At 60.5% G+C, this 20226-nt stretch carries 13 protein-coding genes and 3 pseudogenes; 12 read left to right on the top strand and 4 right to left on the bottom strand.

From position 1 onward, the window contains the following. Together HV770_RS36675 and HV770_RS36680 are read left to right on the top strand one after the other, a co-directional pair. Positions 1 to 186, top strand: a pseudogene (locus HV770_RS36675) (hypothetical protein); the annotation flags it as partial. A gap of 752 nt (positions 187 to 938) precedes the next feature. Continuing rightward, entirely contained in the window at positions 939 to 1886 is a 948-nt protein-coding gene (locus tag HV770_RS36680; protein WP_175166308.1) for an FkbM family methyltransferase, read from the top strand. A 380-nt stretch (positions 1887 to 2266) separates the two neighbouring features. Here the strand turns inward: HV770_RS36680 and HV770_RS39275 are convergent. Then, positions 2267 to 2435: pseudogene (locus HV770_RS39275) on the bottom strand (cupin domain-containing protein); the annotation flags it as partial. Between the two features lie 503 nt (positions 2436 to 2938). Between HV770_RS39275 and HV770_RS36690 the strand changes: the two are divergent. After that, positions 2939 to 5311 carry a TonB-dependent receptor gene (locus HV770_RS36690; protein ID WP_175166310.1) on the top strand — a complete coding sequence of 791 codons (2373 nt, stop codon included), beginning with the start codon at positions 2939 to 2941 and terminating at the stop codon, positions 5309 to 5311. Positions 5312 to 5621: 310 nt separating this feature from the next. Here HV770_RS36690 and metE read toward each other — a convergent pair whose 3' ends face one another. Further along, positions 5622 to 7913, bottom strand: a complete 2292-nt coding sequence (metE, locus tag HV770_RS36695) for a 5-methyltetrahydropteroyltriglutamate--homocysteine S-methyltransferase (protein ID WP_175166311.1) — start codon at positions 7911 to 7913, stop codon at positions 5622 to 5624. A gap of 113 nt (positions 7914 to 8026) precedes the next feature. Between metE and HV770_RS36700 the strand changes: the two genes are divergently transcribed. The 4 genes from HV770_RS36700 (at position 8027) to HV770_RS36715 (ending at position 13594) form a co-directional block, all read left to right on the top strand. Next, complete coding sequence (locus tag HV770_RS36700; RefSeq protein ID WP_175166312.1) at positions 8027 to 8932, top strand: LysR family transcriptional regulator; 906 nt, start codon at positions 8027 to 8029, stop codon at positions 8930 to 8932. 2 nt (positions 8933 to 8934) lie between these two features. After that, the gene (locus HV770_RS36705; protein ID WP_175166313.1) at positions 8935 to 10539 is read left to right on the top strand and encodes an MFS transporter; all 1605 of its coding nucleotides are present in this window, start codon (positions 8935 to 8937) and stop codon (positions 10537 to 10539) included. 572 nt (positions 10540 to 11111) lie between these two features. Continuing rightward, entirely contained in the window at positions 11112 to 11735 is a 624-nt protein-coding gene (locus HV770_RS36710) for an MlaC/ttg2D family ABC transporter substrate-binding protein (RefSeq protein ID WP_121322162.1), read from the top strand. 329 nt (positions 11736 to 12064) lie between these two features. Continuing rightward, on the top strand, positions 12065 to 13594 hold the full coding sequence (locus tag HV770_RS36715) for a CYTH and CHAD domain-containing protein (RefSeq protein WP_175166314.1): 1530 nt from the start codon (positions 12065 to 12067) through the stop codon (positions 13592 to 13594). A 244-nt stretch (positions 13595 to 13838) separates the two neighbouring features. Here the strand turns inward: HV770_RS36715 and HV770_RS36720 are convergent, their stop codons facing one another. Then, a complete protein-coding gene (locus HV770_RS36720) occupies positions 13839 to 14750 on the bottom strand; it encodes a mechanosensitive ion channel family protein (protein WP_175166315.1) in 912 nt (303 codons plus the stop codon). A gap of 121 nt (positions 14751 to 14871) precedes the next feature. Here HV770_RS36720 and HV770_RS36725 point away from each other — a divergent pair, with 121 nt between their 5' ends. Genes HV770_RS36725 through HV770_RS36735 form a run of 3 tightly spaced genes read left to right on the top strand, consistent with a single transcriptional unit; the run spans position 14872 to position 16361 of the window. Further along, entirely contained in the window at positions 14872 to 15105 is a 234-nt protein-coding gene (locus tag HV770_RS36725; RefSeq protein ID WP_175166316.1) for a hypothetical protein, read from the top strand. Further along, entirely contained in the window at positions 15102 to 15659 is a 558-nt protein-coding gene (locus HV770_RS36730; RefSeq protein WP_246291579.1) for a cytochrome b, read from the top strand. Before HV770_RS36725 ends, HV770_RS36730 begins: the two co-directional genes overlap by 4 nt. A gap of 9 nt (positions 15660 to 15668) precedes the next feature. After that, complete coding sequence (locus HV770_RS36735; protein ID WP_175166318.1) at positions 15669 to 16361, top strand: VIT1/CCC1 transporter family protein; 693 nt, start codon at positions 15669 to 15671, stop codon at positions 16359 to 16361. Positions 16362 to 16564: 203 nt separating this feature from the next. Here HV770_RS36735 and HV770_RS39995 read toward each other — a convergent pair. Next, positions 16565 to 17950: pseudogene (locus HV770_RS39995) on the bottom strand (M48 family metalloprotease); the annotation flags it as partial. Positions 17951 to 17953: 3 nt separating this feature from the next. On the opposite strand from HV770_RS39995, the gene HV770_RS36745 reads away from it, so the two are divergent. Beyond that, entirely contained in the window at positions 17954 to 18247 is a 294-nt protein-coding gene (locus HV770_RS36745) for a Na+/H+ antiporter NhaC family protein (RefSeq protein ID WP_175166319.1), read from the top strand. A 680-nt stretch (positions 18248 to 18927) separates the two neighbouring features. Further along, positions 18928 to 19269: an RcnB family protein gene (locus HV770_RS36750; RefSeq protein ID WP_175166320.1), complete on the top strand. Its 342-nt coding sequence runs from the start codon at positions 18928 to 18930 to the stop codon at positions 19267 to 19269. The last annotated feature ends 957 nt before the right edge of the window (positions 19270 to 20226 follow it).

Below are 20226 nucleotides of genomic sequence, written 5' to 3' on the forward strand. Positions count from 1 at the left end.
GCGAGCTACATCACGTCGCAACTGAGCGAGTTCTATGCGGCGCGCAAATCGCATAACATCCAGTCGGTGATGTATTACGTGCTCGACAGTGGCGACAACACCTACGGCATCATGAACAACGGCTCGCCAATCAGCCAGCCTTACAATGCGTTCACTACTTTCGTGTCCGCCCACCCGGACAATTAAACGCAAGGCAATTGGCGGTTCAATGCTGCTAGCACCGGCTGCAAAACGAAACCTGAGCTCTTCGCTCAGCGAAGAGCTCAGGTTCGCATCTCTACGCTTCGCAAGCCCCTAAACCGCGTTCTTACGTAACGACGCGCGTCACACATTTCCTCTTCTTTCCCGGTGGGCGTGTTGCCACGGGCCCGCATCATGGCACGGATGTTCGTCCGCGCGTCAAGCGTTCAAGCTGGCCCTTCAATCGTACCCTTATTGACCCGGGTCGCGCAGGACCATCGGCGGACACAGGACAACCGCGCCTATCGCAGGCGAATACGGCACCACCTTCCTTGCGTCCTTCGACTGACTTCGCGCGGATGAGCATGTTTGTCGGTCATGGGCTATCGCTTCGGATCGGATGACGTAAGACCGAGGCTCGCGGGGCAACGCTTCCGATGCTGAGTGGTCGCCTCGCCTTATCTCGAGAGTAGGAGGCGTGTCGCGTCGCTATACGGGTATCGAGTCAAGAAGCGCTGGCCGGAATCGGCTGTTATTCAACGTTTTGCGACTGTATCGCCCCACTTTGCGCCGCAGACGCCTCGTTCACCAAACCGGCACCTAACATTCATGTTTCTAAATGAACCAGTACGAATGGTGTGTGGCGAGGCTTGCCGGAGCACCGTCGGCGCAACGCGCGGATATCGAGGCGAAGGCGTGAGACATGCAGAGTTTGCAGGGTAACGTGGACGCCCTGGCATCTCTATCTGGAGCTACAGATGGATATCGATTCCCAAACCATGCCTTCTACCCAGCCGATCCCTTCGAAAAGAGTTTTGGCGAAGCGTGTTAGCGCCAGGAAGTTCAGCTACATAGTCGACCGGTTATCGTTTCATAGACTCAATGGGCTCGCGGAGAAGCATCTGCGCGCAAGAGGCCACAAGATGGCCGTATTTGCGAATGAGCATATCGGCGGATTTATCCATGTTTTCGGAGTCTACGAGCAGGAGGAACTTGACGTTCTGTTCAGTTTCCTCGAACCGCTGCATGACGTTTTCCGCGCGGGCATCGGGTTAGACATCGGCGCCAATATCGGCAATCATAGTCTGTACTTCTCGAGAATATTCGATGAGGTGCATTGCTTCGAGCCGGACCCTTCGACTTTTTATTTACTCCAGTTCAATGTTAGTTTCCGGAAGAAGATCGAAGCATTCAACATTGGTCTTGGGGACGAGAAAGGAACATTCAAGTTGTCAGAGGTGCCCGATAACATGGGCGAGTCGGTCATCGTCACGGACCAGTTCGAGGCCGATGCCAACGTGAATTGCATCGATGTTCAGGTCGACAGGCTTGATAATCTCGACTACCACGACAAGAAGCTCTGCTTCATCAAAATGGATGTCGAGGGTTTCGAGCCCAAGGTACTGCGGGGCAGCTTACGCACTATAACTACGCACTGGCCACTGATCGTATTGGAGCAGCATGAAAGTGATTTCGAAGAAGGTAATTCGGAATCGATTTCAATGTTGAGAGATCTGGGATACAAATTTTGTTGGCATCAAAGCGGCACTGTGTCACGAAACACATTTGTCCGCCGCATTTTCAACTTCATGGAAATGTTCGCCGGACGTACGCATAAAGTGGTGACCTCCGAGTCGGTTCCACCGGGGAACTATTCGATGCTTATAGCGGTACCTCCACGCTTCCAAAGTCTTCTTCATGTGTGACGAACTGTTGACTGGCCGTTGAGCCTCCGTCAGGATGAGCCGCACACCGCGTTGATTCGGCGCGTGGCGTACGCGACCGATTGAGCCAAGCCTCGGCTTTCAATCGGTTCCTGCGCGTCGCGATCGACGAAGTGGGGATAGGGAAGGCCATGGGACGTCATGCGCCGGAACTCGTCGGGGCAAGGCAGTCGGCACTCTGCACCTCGGTGGCGTCGCCGCCGCTTGCGGGCACTGTTGCGGTGAGCCATGGCGGGGCGGTAGCGGACGAAAAATCAGCCGCTTCGTCATATAGCGAGCTACCTGCAGGAAGAGACAAGTGGATGGTGCAAACGCTGCTGATGGCACGCGCCAGCGTCACGAGCTCGTTGCTTTGTCGGCTGGAAGATCACGTAGATTTTCCGCATTGTTTCGTTCACCTGCGACGGTCCTTCGGTATTCGCTTCAAAGAACAACGTATCGGCCGCCGGCAAAGTGGATCGTGTCTTCGCCGTCCGGCATGAACGATCCGAAGCCCGCCAGAAAATGCATCACTTCCGCCTGCTTGGCCGAGCCGGCACGATTGAGGTGATGATGCTACCTCCAGTGTGCCGGTCCTGTCACTGCTCTGCCTCCTCTGCGAGAGTGCCCGTCAGTGTATGTCCAGAGATGCGCGTGCTCGCCGACGCTAAAGGCTGAGCACAGCACCTCGGCGACCATGCTCAGGGCGACCATGCACATGACGTCGCGCCACGCCTAAGGGCGAACCTGGGACGACCGTGGCCCGGTTGGACGAATCATTTTCGTCGGTCCCTGACTGCAGCGCGACTCCACCGGCAGATATCGAAGCAGTTCTACCGATCGCATCCTGCGCCGGCTTACACACCAAAGGTTCAGGAAGGCTTCCTGAAAGTTTCGGGAGTTTTTCCCGCGCTCACGCAGGTGCTTTCGTGCGACGCTTTCAGCCATGGAGTGGCCCGCCAGCGCGCTCAACCAGTTTACGTCGCAACCTTTGCTCCAGGCCGCGCAACGACTCGCCAATAAGAACCAGCAACGATAGACGGGAGACGGCAACGATGACAAGCAAGCTACACAAACCGTTGTCTCTGCAGGAGCTAAAACCCCGGGTCGCATTGAGACTCTCCGTGGCCGCCGTACTGGCGGCATTGGCGGCAGGCGCATCGGCTCAGACCGAATCTGTTCCTGCCACGCAAACAGAAAGCTCGCCGGAAAGCACCGCTGAAAAGCCGTCGCAGCAAACGACGCAAAACGGGCCGCCGTCGCAGCAGGCAGTCCAGCTTCCCGATATCGTCGTCGTGGGTACGACACCGCTCGTTGGCGTCGGCACGCCGCTGCAGCTCGTGCCGGCCAACGTGCAGACGATTCGGGGACGTGATCTCGTCGCGCAGAATTCGCATACGCTGGTTGATTACTTCGCGAACAATCTGCAGAGCTTCGATCTCAACGAGGCGCAGGGCAACCCGTGGCAAGTCGATGTCAACTATCGGGGCTTTACTGCTTCGCCAGTACTAGGCACACCACAAGGGCTATCCGTCTTTCTGGACGGCGTGCGGATCAACGAGCCGTTCGGCGACGTCGTGAACTGGGACCTGATTCCGCAGGCGGCGATCGACACGATCCAGGTGATTCCAGGCTCCAATCCGACCTTCGGCCTGAATACCCTCGGTGGCGCGGTGGCGGTAACGACCAAGAACGGCAAATCAAACTCCGGCGGCGAAGCGGAAGTCCAGCTCGGCTCGTGGGGCCGCAAGCTTGCGCAGATCCAGCAGGGCGGCGTCATCGGCAATACCAATCTCGACTACTACTTCACCGCCAACGCCACCAACGACGACGGCTGGGCCGACCACAACTCGAGCCGTTTGCGCCAGGCGTTCGGCAAGCTGCGCTATATGGATTCGTCAACGACGATCTCCGTGTCGGCTGGTGGCGCAGACAACACGTTGAACGGCAGCCAGACGATTCCGCGATCGTTTCTAAACAACTGGACGCAGGCGTACACGTTTCCGGACACGAATGAAAACCAGCTCGGCTACGTGACCATCAACGGCTCGCACTATTTCACGCCGGACATCCAGTTGAGCGGCAACGCGTACTATCGGCACTACAGGAATGTCAATACGAGCAGCAACGTCAACGACGATTTCGACGTCGATGATCCCGACGAACCGCCGGCCACCAACGCGCAGTCGGATATCGTCACCGATAGTTACGGTGCGAGTTTGCAGCTGACGTTATTGCAGAAACTGTTCGGCAAAAAAAACGAGTTCATCATCGGCGCCGCTGCGGACCTCTCTAATACGCACTTCGCACAGTCGGCGCAGGACGCGTTCTTCACCGACACGCGCGCAACCGTCGGCGACGGGCCGTTCGTGCAGCAGACCGACGCGAAGACACGCAACGAAAACTACGGTATCTATTTCAGCGATACGTTCTCGTTCAACGACCAATGGTCCATGCTCTTGGCGGGGCGCTATAACTGGGCCCGCGCGACGATCGGGGACGAAAGCGGAATTCAGCCGCTGCTCGACGGCCGGCACACGTTCTCACGCTTCAACCCGGCGGTCGGTATCAACTGGAACCCGACTCCATATTTCACCGCGTACGTCACCTATAACGAGGGCATGAGGACGCCGACATCGATCGAGCTTGCCTGCGCGGATCCGGCCGCGCCGTGTTCGCTGCCAAACGACTTCATTGCCGACCCGTCGCTGAAGCCGGTCATATCGAAGACGTTCGAGATCGGAGCGCGCGGCCGTATCGGCAGCAATTCGTCGTGGAGCGCCGCTGCGTTCAGTACGACACTGGATGACGACATCCAGTTCATCAGCAGCGAGGGCGCAGCAAGTACACTCGGCTACTTCCAGAACGTGGGCAAGACGCGCCGGCAGGGATTCGAAATAGCGGGACGTACAAAGTGGGGGCCGCTTGGTGTGAGCGCCAGCTACAGCTACGTGAATGCGACCTACCGTTCGACGTGGACCGAGAGCAGCGGCAGCAATTCGAGCGCCGACGGTGACGGCAACATCACCGTGCATTCAGGCGACCGCATCCCCGGCATTCCGCAGAACATGGTCAAACTCCGGCTCGACTATGCCGCCATGGCGCGCTGGAACATCGGCGCCAATCTGACTTACCGCAGCAACATCTTCGCGCGCGGCGACGAGAACAACCAGGATGTGAACGGCACGGTAGCCGGCTACTTCCTGATCGATCTGGACACGACGTTCAACGTGACGAAGCGTTTCCAGGTGTTCGGTTCGATCCAGAACCTACTGAACAAGCGCTATGCGTCTTTCGCGATTCTCGGGCAGAACTTCTTCAATGGGCCGAACCATACCTTCGATCCGGGCGGAATCAGCAACGAGCAGTTTCTTGGTCTGGGTGCACCGCGCGGCTTCTGGGTGGGACTGCGGTACGCTTGGGATTGACCGGACATGGGCAAGCGCCTGAACGAAGTCACGGCCATGTGTGGCTGCCCGAGGACCCGTCATAAGGTCAAGCCCGCCACAGTCCAAACATGGCGGACCCAGATCGATCTCACGAAGGCTCAGACGGTCGCCGAACCAGACGCGTTGCGCAGGCAGATCGTCGAGCGGTTGATCAGCGGCGACCACTATCGGACTGCCGAGAAGCCCGGAATCGAGCCGGGACTTAAAAAAAGGAGTCTGCGTGCGGGGGGGGGCCGGGTCGAACTCGCCGCACTGCGTGACCACACACAGAGCGGGCGATGCGTGAGCCTTAGGCACAAGCGCGCAGCGTTTTAGCGGCCGCCACCATGTTGGTCAGCGCTGGAATGACTTCTTCCCACTGACGCGTCTTTAGCCCACAGTCTGGATTGACCCACAGGCGCTGTGCCGGAATCCGCTCGGCGGCCTTCTTCATCAGTTGCACGATGTGCTCCTGCGTCGGAATGTTGGGCGAGTGAATGTCGTACACGCCTGGACCAATTTCGTTCGGATAGTTGAAGTGGTCGAAAGCGTCCAGCAGTTCCATGTCCGAGCGCGAAGTCTCGATCGTGATCACGTCGGCGTCCATGTCGGCGATCGACGCGATAATGTCGTTGAACTCCGAGTAGCACATGTGCGTATGGATCTGCGTCTCGTCGTCCACACCGTTTGCGGTGATACGGAAGGATTCCACGGCCCAGTCGAGATAATCCTTCCACTGCGACTTTCGCAGCGGCAGGCCTTCACGCAACGCAGCCTCGTCGATCTGGATGACACGCACGCCAGCCTTCTCGAGATCGAGCACTTCTTCGCGGATCGCCAGCGCGAGCTGATAGCACGACACCGAACGCGGCTGGTCGTCGCGCACGAAGGACCAGTTCAGAATCGTGACCGGACCGGTGAGCATGCCCTTCATCGGCTTGTTCGTAAGCGATTGCGCGTACTTGGTCCATTCGACCGTCATCGCCTTCGGGCGGCTGATATCGCCGAACAGGATAGGCGGCTTCACGCACCGTGAGCCGTACGACTGCACCCAGCCGAACTGGCTGAACGCATAGCCGTCGAGCTGTTCGCCGAAGTATTCGACCATGTCGTTACGTTCGGCTTCACCGTGTACCAGCACGTCGAGCCCCAGCGCTTCCTGCTCACGCACGCTGCGCTCGATTTCGGCCTGCATGGCCGCCTTGTAACCGGCAGCGTCCAGTGCGCCCGCCTTGAACTGGCTGCGTGCGTGGCGGATTTCGCCGGTCTGCGGGAACGAACCGATCGTCGTGGTCGGGTAAGCCGGCAGGTTCAGCAAGGCAGCCTGCCTGTCAGCGCGCGCCGGGTAAGCGTTCTTGCGTTGACCCAATGACGGATTGATCTTTGCCAGCGCGGCTTTGACTGCCGGGTTATTGACGCGCGGCGAAGCGCGGCGTGCGGCAATGGCGGCAACGTTGGCGGCCAACTCTGCCTTCACCGCATCGCGACCGTGGTTCAGCGCGGCGGCGAGCACCTTCAGTTCATCGAGCTTCTGCAAAGCGAAGGCCAGCCACGAGCGGACTTCCGCATCCAGCTTCTGTTCGCTGTTCAGATCCACCGGTACATGCAGCAACGAGCACGACGGTGCAATCCAGAGGCGATCGCCCAACTTCTTCGCGACGGGTTCTAGCCAGTCGAGTACGCTCGCCAGATCGGTCTTCCAGATGTTGCGGCCGCTGATCACGCCCAGCGACAGCACGCGATCCTGCGGCAACTGCGCAATTACTGCGTTGACTTCGGCGCGGGCATTGACTGCATCAAGATGCAGACCCTGCACCGGCAGCTTGCAGGCGAGCGCCAGGTTGCCGAGCAACTGGCCGAAGTAGGTGGCAAGCAACAACTTGACCCTGCCGTTCTCAAGCGCTTCGTAGGCCGCCACATACGCCTGCTGCCATTCAGCCGACAACTCGGTCACCAGAATCGGCTCGTCGATCTGAACCCATTGGACGCCCCGAGCCGCCAACGTGGCGAGCAGTTCCGCATAGACCGGCAGCAGGCGCGGCAGCAGAGCCAGCTTGTCGGAGTCGTCCTTGGCCTTGCCAAGCGCCAGATAGGTCAACGGGCCGACGATCACCGGCTTGGCTTTGACGCCTTGTGCATTGGCCTCGGCCAGTTGTTCCAGCAGGCGCGACGGATCAAGCTTGAACTCGGTGCTGGCGCTGAACTCAGGGACGATGTAGTGATAGTTGGTGTCGAACCACTTGGTCATCTCGCCTGCAGCGACGCCGCCGCAGCATGCGCTGTGGTCTTCGGCGCCCTTGGCCGAGCGGCCGCGCGCGACGCGGAAGTAGTTGTCGAGCGCATCGCCGTGAAAGCCATGCACGCGCTCGGGCAGGTTGCCCAAGGTGAAGCTCATGTCGAGCACCTGGTCGTAGAAGGCGAAGTCGCCGACGGCTGCCAGACCGAGGTCCGCCTGATGCGTCCAGTGACGCTGACGCAACTGGGCGCCGAGCGCCTTCAGTTCGTCGAGCGAGGACTCGCCCTTCCAGTACGACTCGAGCGCGAACTTCAGTTCGCGCTTCGCGCCGATTCGGGGGAAGCCCAGAGTGTGTGTCGTTGCCATCGTGTCGCCTTGATTCGGTCAGTTGCGGATGTGTAAAGCGGGATGCGTGAATCGTATAAAAAGCGTCCTATGAAGTAAAATGGTGTTAATTCAACGAATCATTAGTTTTGTTCATGATCGAGAGAATTCATCTGGCTATCGTCCAGGCGGTAGACAGTCACGGCTCGCTTACCGCGGCGGCGGAAATCCTGTGCGTGACGCAATCCGCGCTCAGCCACTCCATGAAAAAGCTGGAGCAGCAACTCGGCACCGATATCTGGTTGCGCGAGGGGCGCAGCCTGCGATTGACCCAGGCGGGTCAATACCTTCTGGCCGTTGCGAATCGCGTGTTGCCGCAACTGGCTTTGGCCGAAGAACGCCTTGGCCAGTACGCGCAAGGTGAGCGCGGCGCGCTGCGCATTGGTATGGAGTGCCATCCCTGTTACCAGTGGTTGCTCAAGGTGGTCGCGCCGTATCTCGCGCGCTGGCCGGACGTCGATGTCGACGTCAAACAGAAGTTCCAGTTCGGCGGGATCGGCGCGTTGTTCGGCTACGAGATCGATCTGCTCGTCACGCCGGATCCGCTCTATAAGCCGGGTCTGCACTTCGAACCCGTGCTCGACTATGAGCAGGTCCTGGTGGTGAACCACGAGCATCCGCTCGCCAGCGTCGACTATGTGAAGCCGGCGCAATTGACCCGGGAGGTGTTGATCACTTATCCGGTAGAGACCGACAGACTCGACATCTATAACCAGTTTCTGATGCCGGCAGGTGTCACGCCACGGCGCCACAAGGTGATCGAGACCACCGATATCATGCTGCAGATGGTGGCGAGCGGCAGGGGCGTTTCGGCGCTGCCTCGCTGGCTGGTGGAAGAGTATGCCGGCAAGATGAACGTCGTTCCGGTACGTCTCGGGCAGAAGGGCATCGCCAAACAGATCTTCCTCGGTGCCCGCGAAACGGACTCGGAAATTGACTACCTCAAGGCCTTCGTCGAACTGGCGCGCCAACCCAGTCATCGCCGATCGGCAAGGGAGTGAGCGTGGCCAACCCGGATGTTCCCGATAGCGACCAGAAGCCCGCGCATATCGTCGCTGCGCAAGCGAGCCCGTGCGATGAACTCATCATCCGCACGCAGCCCACCGCGGCCGACCACCCGTGCCGGCGCAAGCGTCTTGCGCTCACTGCGACTATCCTCGGATCGAGCATGGCGTTTATCGACGGCTCCGTCGTCAATGTCGCGCTGCCCGCCATTCAGAGCGAGCTGCGCGCGAACGTCGCGGCGATGCAGTGGATCGTCAACGCCTACCTGCTCTTTCTCGGCTCGCTCGTGCTGGTGGGCGGATCGATGGGCGACAAGCTCGGCCGCCGCACGGTGTTCATCGCGGGCATCGGGGTCTTCACGCTGGCGTCGGCCGCTTGCGGGCTCGCGCCGAGCGCGGGCGCACTGATCGCGGCTCGCGCGATGCAGGGCATCGGCGCTGCGCTCTTCGTACCGAGCAGTCTCGCCATCATCGGCGCCGTATTCGAAGGAGAAGAGCGCGGACGCGCGATCGGCACGTGGGCGGGCATCGGCGCGATTACATCGGCGGTGGGGCCGGTGGCGGGCGGCTTGCTCGTCGACGCGTTGTCGTGGCGCGCGATCTTCTTTCTCAATGTCCCGCTTGCAGCGGTGACGATCGCACTCGCGATTGCCTCGGTGCCGAACAGCCACAAGCTCGATGCGCCTCAACGGCTGGACTGGCCCGGCGCGCTGAGCGCGGCAGCAGGGCTCGCCGCACTCACTTATGGCCTGACCCAGGTGTCGGCGCGCGGGTTCGCGCATCCGCTGGTACTGTGCACGATCGGCGCCGGCGTGCTTGTGCTGGCCGCATTCGTGATGATCGAAGCGAACAGCCCTGATCCCATGATGCCGCTCGACGTGTTCCGCTCACGCGATTTCACCGGCGCCAACCTCGTCACGCTGCTGCTTTACTTCGGTCTGGGCGGCGTACTGTTTTTCCTTCCATTCACGCTGATCCGCGCACATGGCTACACCGCGACCGACGCGGGCGCGGCGCTGCTGCCGGTGCCGGTCATCATCGGCTTGTTGTCGCGCTTCACCGGCGGCCTGGCGGGTCGCTTCGGTTCGCGGGTCCTGTTGAGCGCCGGCCCGGCCGTCGCCGGAATCGGGTTCGCGATGCTGGCGCTGCCGCTGGTACGCGGCAGCTATTGGGCCGGATTCCTCCCTGCGCTGACCGTACTCGGCCTCGGCATGACCATCACCGTTGCGCCACTCACGACGACGGTGCTGGGCTCGGTGCCGGCCGACCGTGCAGGCGTCGCCTCCGGCATCAACAATGCGGTTGCACGCGTGGCGAGTCTGCTGGCGGTTGCGGTTCTCGGTATCGTGTTCGTGTGGTCGCACCACGCGGCGCTGTCGGCGCGGCTCGACGAACTGCACGTTCCTCAGGATGCACGCCCGACCGGGCAGTTGCTCGAGCCGGACACGCAAGCCGGGGCGCGGCCGGCGATGCACCAGACGGCCGTGGCGCTGGCGCAAGCCGACGCGATCGCAGACGCGCTGCGCGCTGTCGCGCTGGTGTCCGCCGCATGCGCGTTCGTAGGAGCGGGTCTCGCCCTCGCGACCATCCAGTCACGCAAGTGATGTGCGCGGCGTCGCCGGCCGCGTTTGCTTGCCGTATCGCGACAGGTCGGGGAAGTGAGCCGATCGGCAGGCAGAAGGCGCGGGAATTCAAGGCCGGAAACCTGCGCCCAAGGTCGGGCTCAGCGTGACGTCACGGCGCGCAGGCGCCCATTGCCTGGGGGGATGAAGCGCCCGATTCAAACAAAAAAATCGGTGCGGTGATACCCGGCTTCGGCTGTTTGCGGAACCGGGCGATAAGTGAAAGAGGCGCCACCGACGCGGTCGGCTAGTCCATTTTTGCTGGGTGTCGGCAGGCACGGGGAGAAGGGGTACACGGAAGTCCCCGCAATGGTGACTTCGTGAGTCAGCGCTTGAAAGGCGCATGACAAAAGTAGCGTAATCGACAATGTTTGCCGATGCCAAACGAATACCGGAAAAAGGGCGGCCGCATTCAGAATCGCACAGGGCGAATGACGGACTATCGCGCGATACGCGATGACTGTGAAGGCCTCCCTCGTCGGCACGACGCGTTCGGGCGTGATGGAGGATACTTGCGTGGCATCAACTCAACGCATCCTGCCAGGATATTGCACATGAAGACACTTTTTCTACCGACTCTTTGCGCCGCGTTGTTCTCGTTCGGCGGTGCAGCGCACGCGCAGGTCGACCAATCGGAGCCTCAGCTTCTGATCAGGACCGCGACGCAACAGATACTCGACGAGGTGCGCACCCAAGCGATCGCGCCAGACGATATTCCCCGCATCATGGATATCGTCAACCGGGACATTATCCCGTACACCGATTTTCGCCGCACCACGTCGTTGACGATGGGCCGTTATTGGCGCACGGCTACGCCCGCGCAGCAACAGCAACTGATCGAACAGTTCAAGATGCTCCTGATCCACACCTATTCGGGTGCTATCGGTCAGCTCCGTCCAGACCAACGGATCGACTACCCGCCGATACACTTCGCTCCGACCGATACGGACGTGGTGGTGCGTACGATTGCCATCAGGAACGGTGAACCAGCCGAGATCGACTATCGGCTATACAGCACGCCGCAGGGATGGCGGCTGTATGACCTGAATGTGCTCGGCGTCTGGCTAATCCAGACATATCGGCAGCAGTTCAGCGACAAGATCCGGGAAAGCAGCGTTGACGGTCTGATCCAGTTTCTCGCTGAGCGCAACCAGCAGCTCGCTTCGGGCAAGCAGTAAAGCGACCGCCGGTATGATGGCGTCAATCGCGATGCGGCGGTCGCTTCGGGTTCTTCATCATCGGCTTGTTAATGGCACACGCGCGCAGCCGACATGCGGAATCATCGAGCATTTGGGCGTAGCATAGAGCATGGCGCCCAGACCGGCGGGACATGGAGCCGATCCTGGTCCAATGGGAGATGTTCGCCACCCCTTCTGTCGGCGGCGGTAAGCATGGAATCGCTGGCGTTGCTTCCTCTATCTGGCGGCGCTGAATGCCAGGGCTAACCCACGCACATTCCAGCGCTTCAGGCATAGTCCCAGAGTCCGGCACGCAAAAGGGAGGCGGTATGGAGCGAGAGTTGAAGCTACGAATTCCTGCCGAAGATCTTGAGAAGTTGCGTCACGCACCTCTGCTTGCGCAAGCGGAAGGCGCAGCAGGCGCTCCCACATTGCTGACAAGCACGTATTTCGACACCCCCGAACTCGCTTTCCACTGGTGCGGGGCTTCCCTTCGCGTGCGTTGCATCGGCGACGAGCGGCTCCAGACGTTGAAGCTCGAAGGATCGGCACGGGCGGGCCTGTTCGACAGGGACGAATTCGAGCTGCCGGTCGATAGCGACACGCCCGATCTGAAGCTGCTGCAAGATCAGATACCCGCTGATACCGACTGCGGCAGATTGATTTGTGACGAATCGACTGCCGCCCGCCTGAAGCCCGTATTCGTCACGCGGATCAATCGATCCGTTATTCCACTGCGTTTGCCGTCTGGAGACGAACTCGAAGTGGCGCTCGACGAGGGGATCGTCGAAGCGGACTCGGGCTCGGTTCGAATCGCGGCAGTGGAGTTGGAGTTGAAACAAGGGCAAGCAGAGAGCCTGTACGGCCTGGCGCTTGAACTCCTCGAAACCGTGCCCCTGCGTATCGACCATCTCAGCAAGGCCGATCTCGGCTACGAACTGCTCGTAGCGGCCCATAGCGAGGCGATAAAGGCGCAGCCGGTGCACCTGGGAAGGCGCGATTCGCTCGAGGATGCATTCTGCAGTATCGCCCGCAACTGTCTGGATCAGATCCATGCGAACGAACGTGGCGTAGTGTCTGGCCACGATCCGTCCTGCGTACATCAGATGCGCGTGGGGCTTCGTCGCCTGCGCTCGGCCCTCGATCTGTTTGCCAAAGTGATTCCCGCCTGTCCCGGTCTTGACGAAGAGCTGCGCTGGATCGCATCGGAACTCGGTGCTGCACGCGATTGGGAAGTGCTGGCGGGATCGACGCTCCAACAGGCGGCGACAGGCAGGAACGCGGACGAGATCATCCCTGTCCAGCAGGCGTGCGAGCAGATCGCTGTGAGCAACCGGCAGCGCGCGGCCGCCGCGGTCGAGTCGGTTCGCTATACGCGGCTCGTACTCCAGGTCGCGATCTGGTTGAATCGGAAGGGATGGCGAGAGGGGATGTCCGACAAACAACGCGAGGTCATTGCGACACCCGCCGTGCAGTTTGCAGCGGACGTTCTGCGTCGTCGGCACAGGAAACTGATCAAACGCGGCAAGCGGCTTGCCGATCTGGACGATCACCGTCGCCACCGTGCCCGCATTGCAGCGAAGAAAGTCCGTTATGCCACAGAGTTCTTCGCGTCGCTGTGCGCGAGGCGCGCAGTCAAGCATTATGTCGAGGCGTTGACCGCACTCCAGGATGATCTGGGCTGGCGCAACGATGTCGTTGTCGCCGACCAGCTTCTCACATCGCTCCCGAGGACATCGCCCGACGCTACCACTGGCGCAGCGTTCGCGCGCGGTTATCTCGCTTCACGCGCTGCCGCCGATCATGAGCCATTGAAGAAGCTATGGAAACGTTTCAGACGTCTCTCGCCACCGCGCTAAGCAAGCCTTTGGTTCAGGAAAGTTTACTTTCCGAATTTGGCCCGCACCGGTGCCATCGTCGGGGCGACCTGGCGGCCGTTGCTACTTTCCCGCAAGACCTCGGTAATCCTTTATGTGATTGAGCGCGTCGACGGCGGGTGGGGGCACGACGACGAAGACCCCGATGTGATCACCTCGCGATCGAATGGATCGACCACCACACGTCAGCTACTCTGCGCAATCAAGATACTTCAACATTTCTCGATCACACTTCCTGCTCCGGCTTTCTAACGGTGGACGGTCCTGTCTGGCCGGCGGCAGGTGCGTCGACACGGGTCGCGCTCTGCACGATGTGCAATTCGCGGCTGCGCAACGGCAACGAACATTGCGCGTCGGTCAGTGTTTGCCGCACCTGGCGCGCTAGATCCCAGCGCATGTCCCAGAACGCACCGACGTTCGACCAGACGCGGATATTCAGCACCGCTGTGCTATCGTCGAAGCGGCTGACCATCACTTGTGGCGCTGGCTCCCTGAGCGCACGTGGGTCGGCTGCCGCAAGGGTGCGCAGTGCCTGCAGTGCACGATCTACATCGTCGCGCATTGATATTTCCACTTCGAGATCGAGCCGGCGCGTCGGATTGCGGCTGTAGTTGCGGATTGAATTGCTCCACAACAGGCTGTTCGGCACATATTCGCAGATGCCATCGGGTTTGGTGAGACGCGTCGTGAACAGGCTGACTGCCTCGACCGTACCCGCGATACTGCCGGCCCCGCCATCGATAAAGTCGCCGACCTTGAAGGGCCTTAACAGTAGCAGCATGATGCCGGCCGCGATGTTCTGCATTGTTCCCTGCAGCGCGAGACCGATCGCAAGGCCGGCGGCGCCGAGCACTGCAACGATGCTGGCCGTCTGGATGCCCAATTGTGACAGCGCGCCGATGATCGCGACGATACGAATGCCCCACAGGCAGATGTCGCAGAGGATCGGCCGCAGCGTGGCGTCCATGCGCGATTGACGCGCAAGAAGCCGGGCCAGCGACAGCGAAACGCGGCGGGCCACCCACCATCCGATTACCAGTATCGATGCGGCGGCGCACAGGCTCAACGAGAAAGTGGCGAGTGCATTCCAGAGGAAGGCCCATCCGTCCGAATTGATTTCGACGAGAAAATTCTGCATAGCCTTGACGATCCCTTTTTTCGACTTTGCTAATCATATAGTCGGCCTGCCGCCGTTCCGGTAGAACGGTTGGCGTAGAGTCAGGGTGCAAACCCACCGGCTTGACGCACAGGAGGCCTGCGTGAACAAGTTTACTGGAATCGACCGGCGCTCGAAAAACAGTTTGGCCGTGGTCGTCATGCAACTGATGGGATCACCTGTGAGCCGCAGTCACCCAATGATTCCGTACAGCATGGGTCAAATTGTGCAGTGCTTTTTTCGGGCCAGCGGTTCACAATTCGCAGGCAGTGCGCCTCATCAATCCATCAATTCCCGACAACTTGAGGAGAAGGAATGGCTAAGGCCTACGCAATGATGCGCCCGGCGTACGATGCAGTCGCGCGCACGCTGCACTGGCTGACCGTCCTGTTGGTCGCTATGCAGTTTGTGATCGGCTGGACGATGCCGGATGTCCACAAGGACACGCAGCCCGTTAATCTCATCGCCTGGCATCTTGGCGTGGGCGCGACGCTCGTCGCGGTGATGGCAATCCGGGTGATCTGGCGATTGACGCATCGGCCCACGCCGGACGAGCTGCCGCCGTTACTTGCGGTCGTCTCCCGCATAACGCATGTTCTGCTTTACGTCGCCCTGATGCTGGTGCCGCTGCTCGGCTGGATCAACGCGTCTTCGCGCGGCTGGACGGTCCGCTTGCTGGGCGTCGTGCCGTATCCGGCACTGAGCGAACCGGGCTCGGCCTTCGGTCACGAGATGGGGGATGTACACGGCATCCTCGCATGGGTGCTCTTCGCATTGATTGGCCTGCATGTCGTCGCAGCGTTGTTCCACCGTTTTTTTCTGAAAGACTACGTGCTGCAGCGGATGCTGCCCCACGCAGGGCCGCGGCGCGATCAGATTCGAGACCGCTAAGGTATGCCGATGCCCAAGGCTCACAAAGAACCACATCGCATCCAGACGATTGGCTGGCTGCGCGCCGCAGTGCTTGGCGCAAACGACGGCATTATCTCGACGGCAAGTCTGATAATCGGCGTCGCGTCCGCGCACGCCGAGCACGGCCATCTGGTGCTGACGGGCCTGGCTGGGTTGGTAGCCGGCGCGATGTCGATGGCGACGGGCGAATACGTATCGGTCTCGTCGCAGGCGGATACAGAAACAGCGGCGCTCGCCGAAGAGCAAGCGGAGCTCGATACGGATAGCGCGCGCGAGCATCGGGAGTTGGCGGCGATTTACGTGCGACGTGGTCTCGACATGGCGCTTGCCAAACAGGTTGCGCAGGCTCTAATGGCTCATGACGCACTTGGCGCACATGCCCGCGACGAATTGGGTATCTCGGAAACGACCGCGCCAAATCCATTACAGGCCGCACTGGCTTCGGCCAGCAGTTTTTCGGTGGGAGCCGCTTTGCCGCTCATCGTCACGGCGCTCGCCCCGCAGCAAGGGGTGGCCGTGAGTATCGCGGTGACGGCGCTGGTTTCCCTCGGAATACTTGGCGGACTTGCCGCGCGCGTCGGGGGAGCGAAAGTGGGTCCCGGCATATTACGGGTTACCTTCTGGAGCGCGCTGTCGATGGGTGTGGCATCCGCGGTGGGCGCTATATTCGGCGCGACTTGAGCCGTGAAATTCTTCCGCGATACAGTCACTCGCTTCCGTAGAGCTTTTCATCCGTTCGCTCAGCTTAAATCTTTTCGGAATGTTTGCGTTCCCCATGACCGCGGAATCATTGTCGGCGTCAGTGACTGTCACCAGAACAGAAGCGCGAGCAACGAGCCGCTGAACGTCGGCGTCCCGAGTGCGCCTCGGAGCTCGGCAGGCCGTGCGACGACGCCCCGGCGCTTGATGGCCGGCACGGATTGATTTAGCGTTCGCAGCCCCGCGTCGAACTCGGCGAGCGAGCATTCCCCGCGGCGCGGTAAGCGATGGGTGTGGTCGCCGCCGATATGGCTGCGCATGCCGATATCGAAAGCCCGCGCTGCCGGGTCGGATTGCGGCTGCCCTTCCCACGCCACCAGCGCCAACACTGTCGCCACCGGCTGCGCCAGTTTTTGCGGCGAGTTGTGCACCGGACGCGTCTGACGCTGCGGCAGGAACTGGGCGTCGAGATGGCGATGCAACACGCATCGGAGCGTGTACTCGAACAGGCTCAGCCGCTGGTCGGCGATCATGAGCGCCTCGATCTGGGCGCGGAACACGCGGTGCTGCCGGAGTGACATCTGCCGCAACGCTGGCATGGTCAGCTCCAGGAGGGGCAGCCGGTGGGTGTCCGGCAGGGCCTGAACAGGGCAGACCAGCCGCAAGGTTTCGGCGAAGTCCTGCGGTTCAGCGCTGGCCTTCAACTGGATCAGCTGAAGTTCCCGCAGGTCCTCCAGCGGATTCACGAGAAGCGCGTAGACCAGAGAGCGAGCACTGAAGGGCTCCTGCGCGGCGAGACGGAGCAAGTCGGGCATGCCGTCGTGCAGCGCCTAGGCATAGCTGATTTCTTCCGGATCTACATGGCCGGCCCGGGATGCCGCTTCGTCGGCCAACACCAGGACCGGCACCGGCACCTGCGGCAGACCCGGGTTCCCGGCGAACGGCGGGACGCGAGCGGGGCGGGGGCCTTCGGTTCTTCCCGCTGGACACCGACGGGCCGCACTTCGGGGAACCGGCCGTCGAACTGGGGATCGAGCCGGCGGATGCGCTCGACGAGGGGCGGGTGCGTGGCCAGCAGTCCGGCCAGCCCCTCGCCGGCGAACGCGTTGGCGAAAAACATGTGACCGACCTCGGCGGTCTGGGGGTTGCTAACACGCGACCCCTCGGCCAGTCCGCCGATCTTGTTGAGCGCCCCTGCAATGCCCTCGGGGTTGCGTGTGAACTGCACGGCGCTGGCGTCGGCGAGGTACTCCCGCTGCCGAGACACCGCCGCCATGATCAGCCGACCGAAGAACGCTCCCACGAGGTACCAGAGCAATGCGGGCACGGCGATCTTCCCTGTTTGAAGCACGTCTGCCGGACGAGAGCAGCAGGATGCGCCCGATGATGGACAACGCCATGATCCCGAAGATCAGGCCGATCAGCCGGATGTTGAGGCGCATGTCGCCGTTGAGGATGTGGCTGAATTCGTGGGCAACCACGCCCTGCAACTCGTCGCGGGTCAGGTAATTGAGGGCGCCGCGGGAGACGGCGACCACGGCATCGCCGGGGGCGTAGCCTGCCGCGAAGGCAGCATGCTGAACACGATCTGGCTGATCATCACGGCGCTGGCGTTCGGCGGCGTGGTGGAAAAATGCGGCATGCTCGAGCGTCCGATTGCCCCGATCATCGAGAAGGCGAAATCAGCTGATGCGCTGGTCGCTTCATTAGTCGCGGCGATCGTCGCCACCAACGTCGTCACGGCCGACCAGTACATCGCGGTCGTCCTTCCCGCGCGAATGTTGAAGACTGCGTTTGCGGGGCGCGGGTTCGATCCGGTGGTGCTGTCGCCAGCGTTGGCGATGCGGCCACGCCGACCGGCGCGCTAACTCCCATGAAATAGTTGCGGTGCTTATATGGCGGCGACGCTGCGTGTGGCTACGTTGAGCTACGCGCCTTTCGCCGTGTTCGGTTTCGTAAGCCCGCTTTTGACGGTGGCCATCGCCTATGCCGGTATCCGGATGCCACGCCTTCGGCCGCGCACATTCAACCCGCAGAATCCGCTCCACCACCCCGGGACGACTGAGGGCGGGTGTCCTAGGTGTGCTTCGGGCAGTTACATAGGCCGTGGGGGTGGTCGATTTTCATATGACAACCTTTGCCGGGCATTTGTAAGCTGCAATTCTTGATCTTGCGGCGTATGTGGTGCCAGCATGTATGGCGCCTTGAAGTCGAAGGTCCTTTTACTATAATCGGAACCACTACCAGTAAAACCTGAAAATCCTCTCCTCCTGATGATGTCAGGAGAGCATTCGGAATATCTGTCGCCGCGTGCAACGAACTTCGAGTCAATCGATTTACCGACGGTGTCGTTGCGGAAACGGGCAAGTCTCCGAACCTTGGCATTGCATAACCATGCAGCAGTTCCGTGGCGTAAATGTGGGTGTCCTAACGATGTGCGGCTAAGTTGAGTCAGGCAGTTCGTGAAGATGAGCTGACATTGTGACGTCGAAAAATGCATTGAACGCTGCGACGCCCTATCTTATTTTCCTGGCAGGGAGCTTTGATCATGAACAAGCGGATTGTCGTGCAGCTGGTCGCCCTTTCGTTTTGCGGTGTCTCTCTCGTCGCTATCGCGGCAGGGCCGTCGCCGGACGCAGGGGGGGAGCAGATGGCCAACCCGGCAGGAGGCCGTCAGCAGGTCATGCCATCGATTCCGCATCGCGACTGGCACAAGGGTCAACGCCTTCCTGCTGAGTACCGCCACTACAACTTCGTGATGAATGACTGGCGTAGTCATGGCCTCGATGCGCCATCGCGGGGGAAAAAATGGTTAGGGATCAATGGAGATTACGTACTGGTGTCGACCAGCAACTGGACCATTTCTGACATCGTCGCTGGAACACCGTAACTCGACGTCAGTAAGGTTGTAATGAGATGGACCCGACGCCTCCCTTCGGGAGACACTGACGGACGTCAACCTGACGTGTGGAGGTTCATCATGGAAATCGATATCAGCATACGCATGCGCCGGTGTGTCGCTACTGTCGTTAGCACGCGGCTTTCGGGATGGGCGATGAATGTATTTGCAGCTCGGCTCGCCGGAGCATCGGAATGCGGTTTCCGTGCAGGTATTCGTCGCCGAAGTACTCCTATGCAGTTACCGCTCGACCGGAGCATAGATATGTAGCCATAGCAGTCTCTAGGGCAAGCCACATGTTGATGCTCCGGCCCGCCGTAGCGCACGTGCAAGAGAACCGCCGCAAACTTTCCGGCATCTAACCCCGGGTGCGGCGGCAAAGTGATGTGGTAAGGGTGCGACTCGGGTCGCGAGAGCAAAGATATGTCCTAAGAGCGTGACTCGGGTTTTGCGAAAGCAAAAATATGTTGTAGAAGCGAATTGATCGGTGTCGAGCATTTCCAACGTACTTTCTCTGTCGCCGTTGAGGGGGTAGCAAAGATATGCTGTAAGAGGCGAAAAAACCTGATTTCAGGCATTTTCGACATAGTTTTGCTGTCGGGCATTATGGCGCGCGACCGCGCCATCCCTGCGATCAATATGGCACCCGTCCGAGGCAATTAACAGAAATCCCCCGACATGGCGCATAGTTATCGATGCATTCTTTTTTCGACGTAAATCGCTCGGAAAAGACGCATACGCCGTTTTCGAACGGTTCTGTCGAGTTTCCCGAACGCTTTCTGTAAATGCACTTTCTAATGAGCCAGAACCGGGCATTCCTAAAAAGCTCTAACATGCTTGTCGAGGCCAGATTGTCGCGAATTTGCGTGGCGGCGTCGACTGATCGTAGTTGGCCGAGAACCGCGGTTGCCTATGATCGCCGAAAATGCTCGACGGGTGAGCCGGGCG

The sequence above is a fragment of the Paraburkholderia fynbosensis genome, from assembly GCF_902859935.1.
Classification (GTDB): Bacteria; Pseudomonadota; Gammaproteobacteria; order Burkholderiales; family Burkholderiaceae; genus Paraburkholderia; species Paraburkholderia fynbosensis.

Excerpts from the sequence above, each read along its gene's own strand:
- HV770_RS36700 (WP_175166312.1), top strand. The coding sequence starts at position 8,027 with ATGATCGAGAGAATTCATCTGGCTATCGTCCAGGCGGTAGACAGTCAC.
- HV770_RS36735 (WP_175166318.1), top strand. The coding sequence starts at position 15,669 with ATGCCCAAGGCTCACAAAGAACCACATCGCATCCAGACGATTGGCTGG.
- HV770_RS36745 (WP_175166319.1), top strand. The coding sequence starts at position 17,954 with ATGCTGAACACGATCTGGCTGATCATCACGGCGCTGGCGTTCGGCGGC.
- HV770_RS36690 (WP_175166310.1), top strand. The coding sequence starts at position 2,939 with ATGACAAGCAAGCTACACAAACCGTTGTCTCTGCAGGAGCTAAAACCC.
- HV770_RS36750 (WP_175166320.1), top strand. The coding sequence starts at position 18,928 with ATGAACAAGCGGATTGTCGTGCAGCTGGTCGCCCTTTCGTTTTGCGGT.
- metE (WP_175166311.1), bottom strand. The coding sequence starts at position 7,913 with ATGGCAACGACACACACTCTGGGCTTCCCCCGAATCGGCGCGAAGCGC.
- HV770_RS36715 (WP_175166314.1), top strand. The coding sequence starts at position 12,065 with ATGGAGCGAGAGTTGAAGCTACGAATTCCTGCCGAAGATCTTGAGAAG.
- HV770_RS36730 (WP_246291579.1), top strand. The coding sequence starts at position 15,102 with ATGATGCGCCCGGCGTACGATGCAGTCGCGCGCACGCTGCACTGGCTG.
- HV770_RS36720 (WP_175166315.1), bottom strand. The coding sequence starts at position 14,750 with ATGCAGAATTTTCTCGTCGAAATCAATTCGGACGGATGGGCCTTCCTC.
- HV770_RS36680 (WP_175166308.1), top strand. The coding sequence starts at position 939 with ATGGATATCGATTCCCAAACCATGCCTTCTACCCAGCCGATCCCTTCG.
- HV770_RS36710 (WP_121322162.1), top strand. The coding sequence starts at position 11,112 with ATGAAGACACTTTTTCTACCGACTCTTTGCGCCGCGTTGTTCTCGTTC.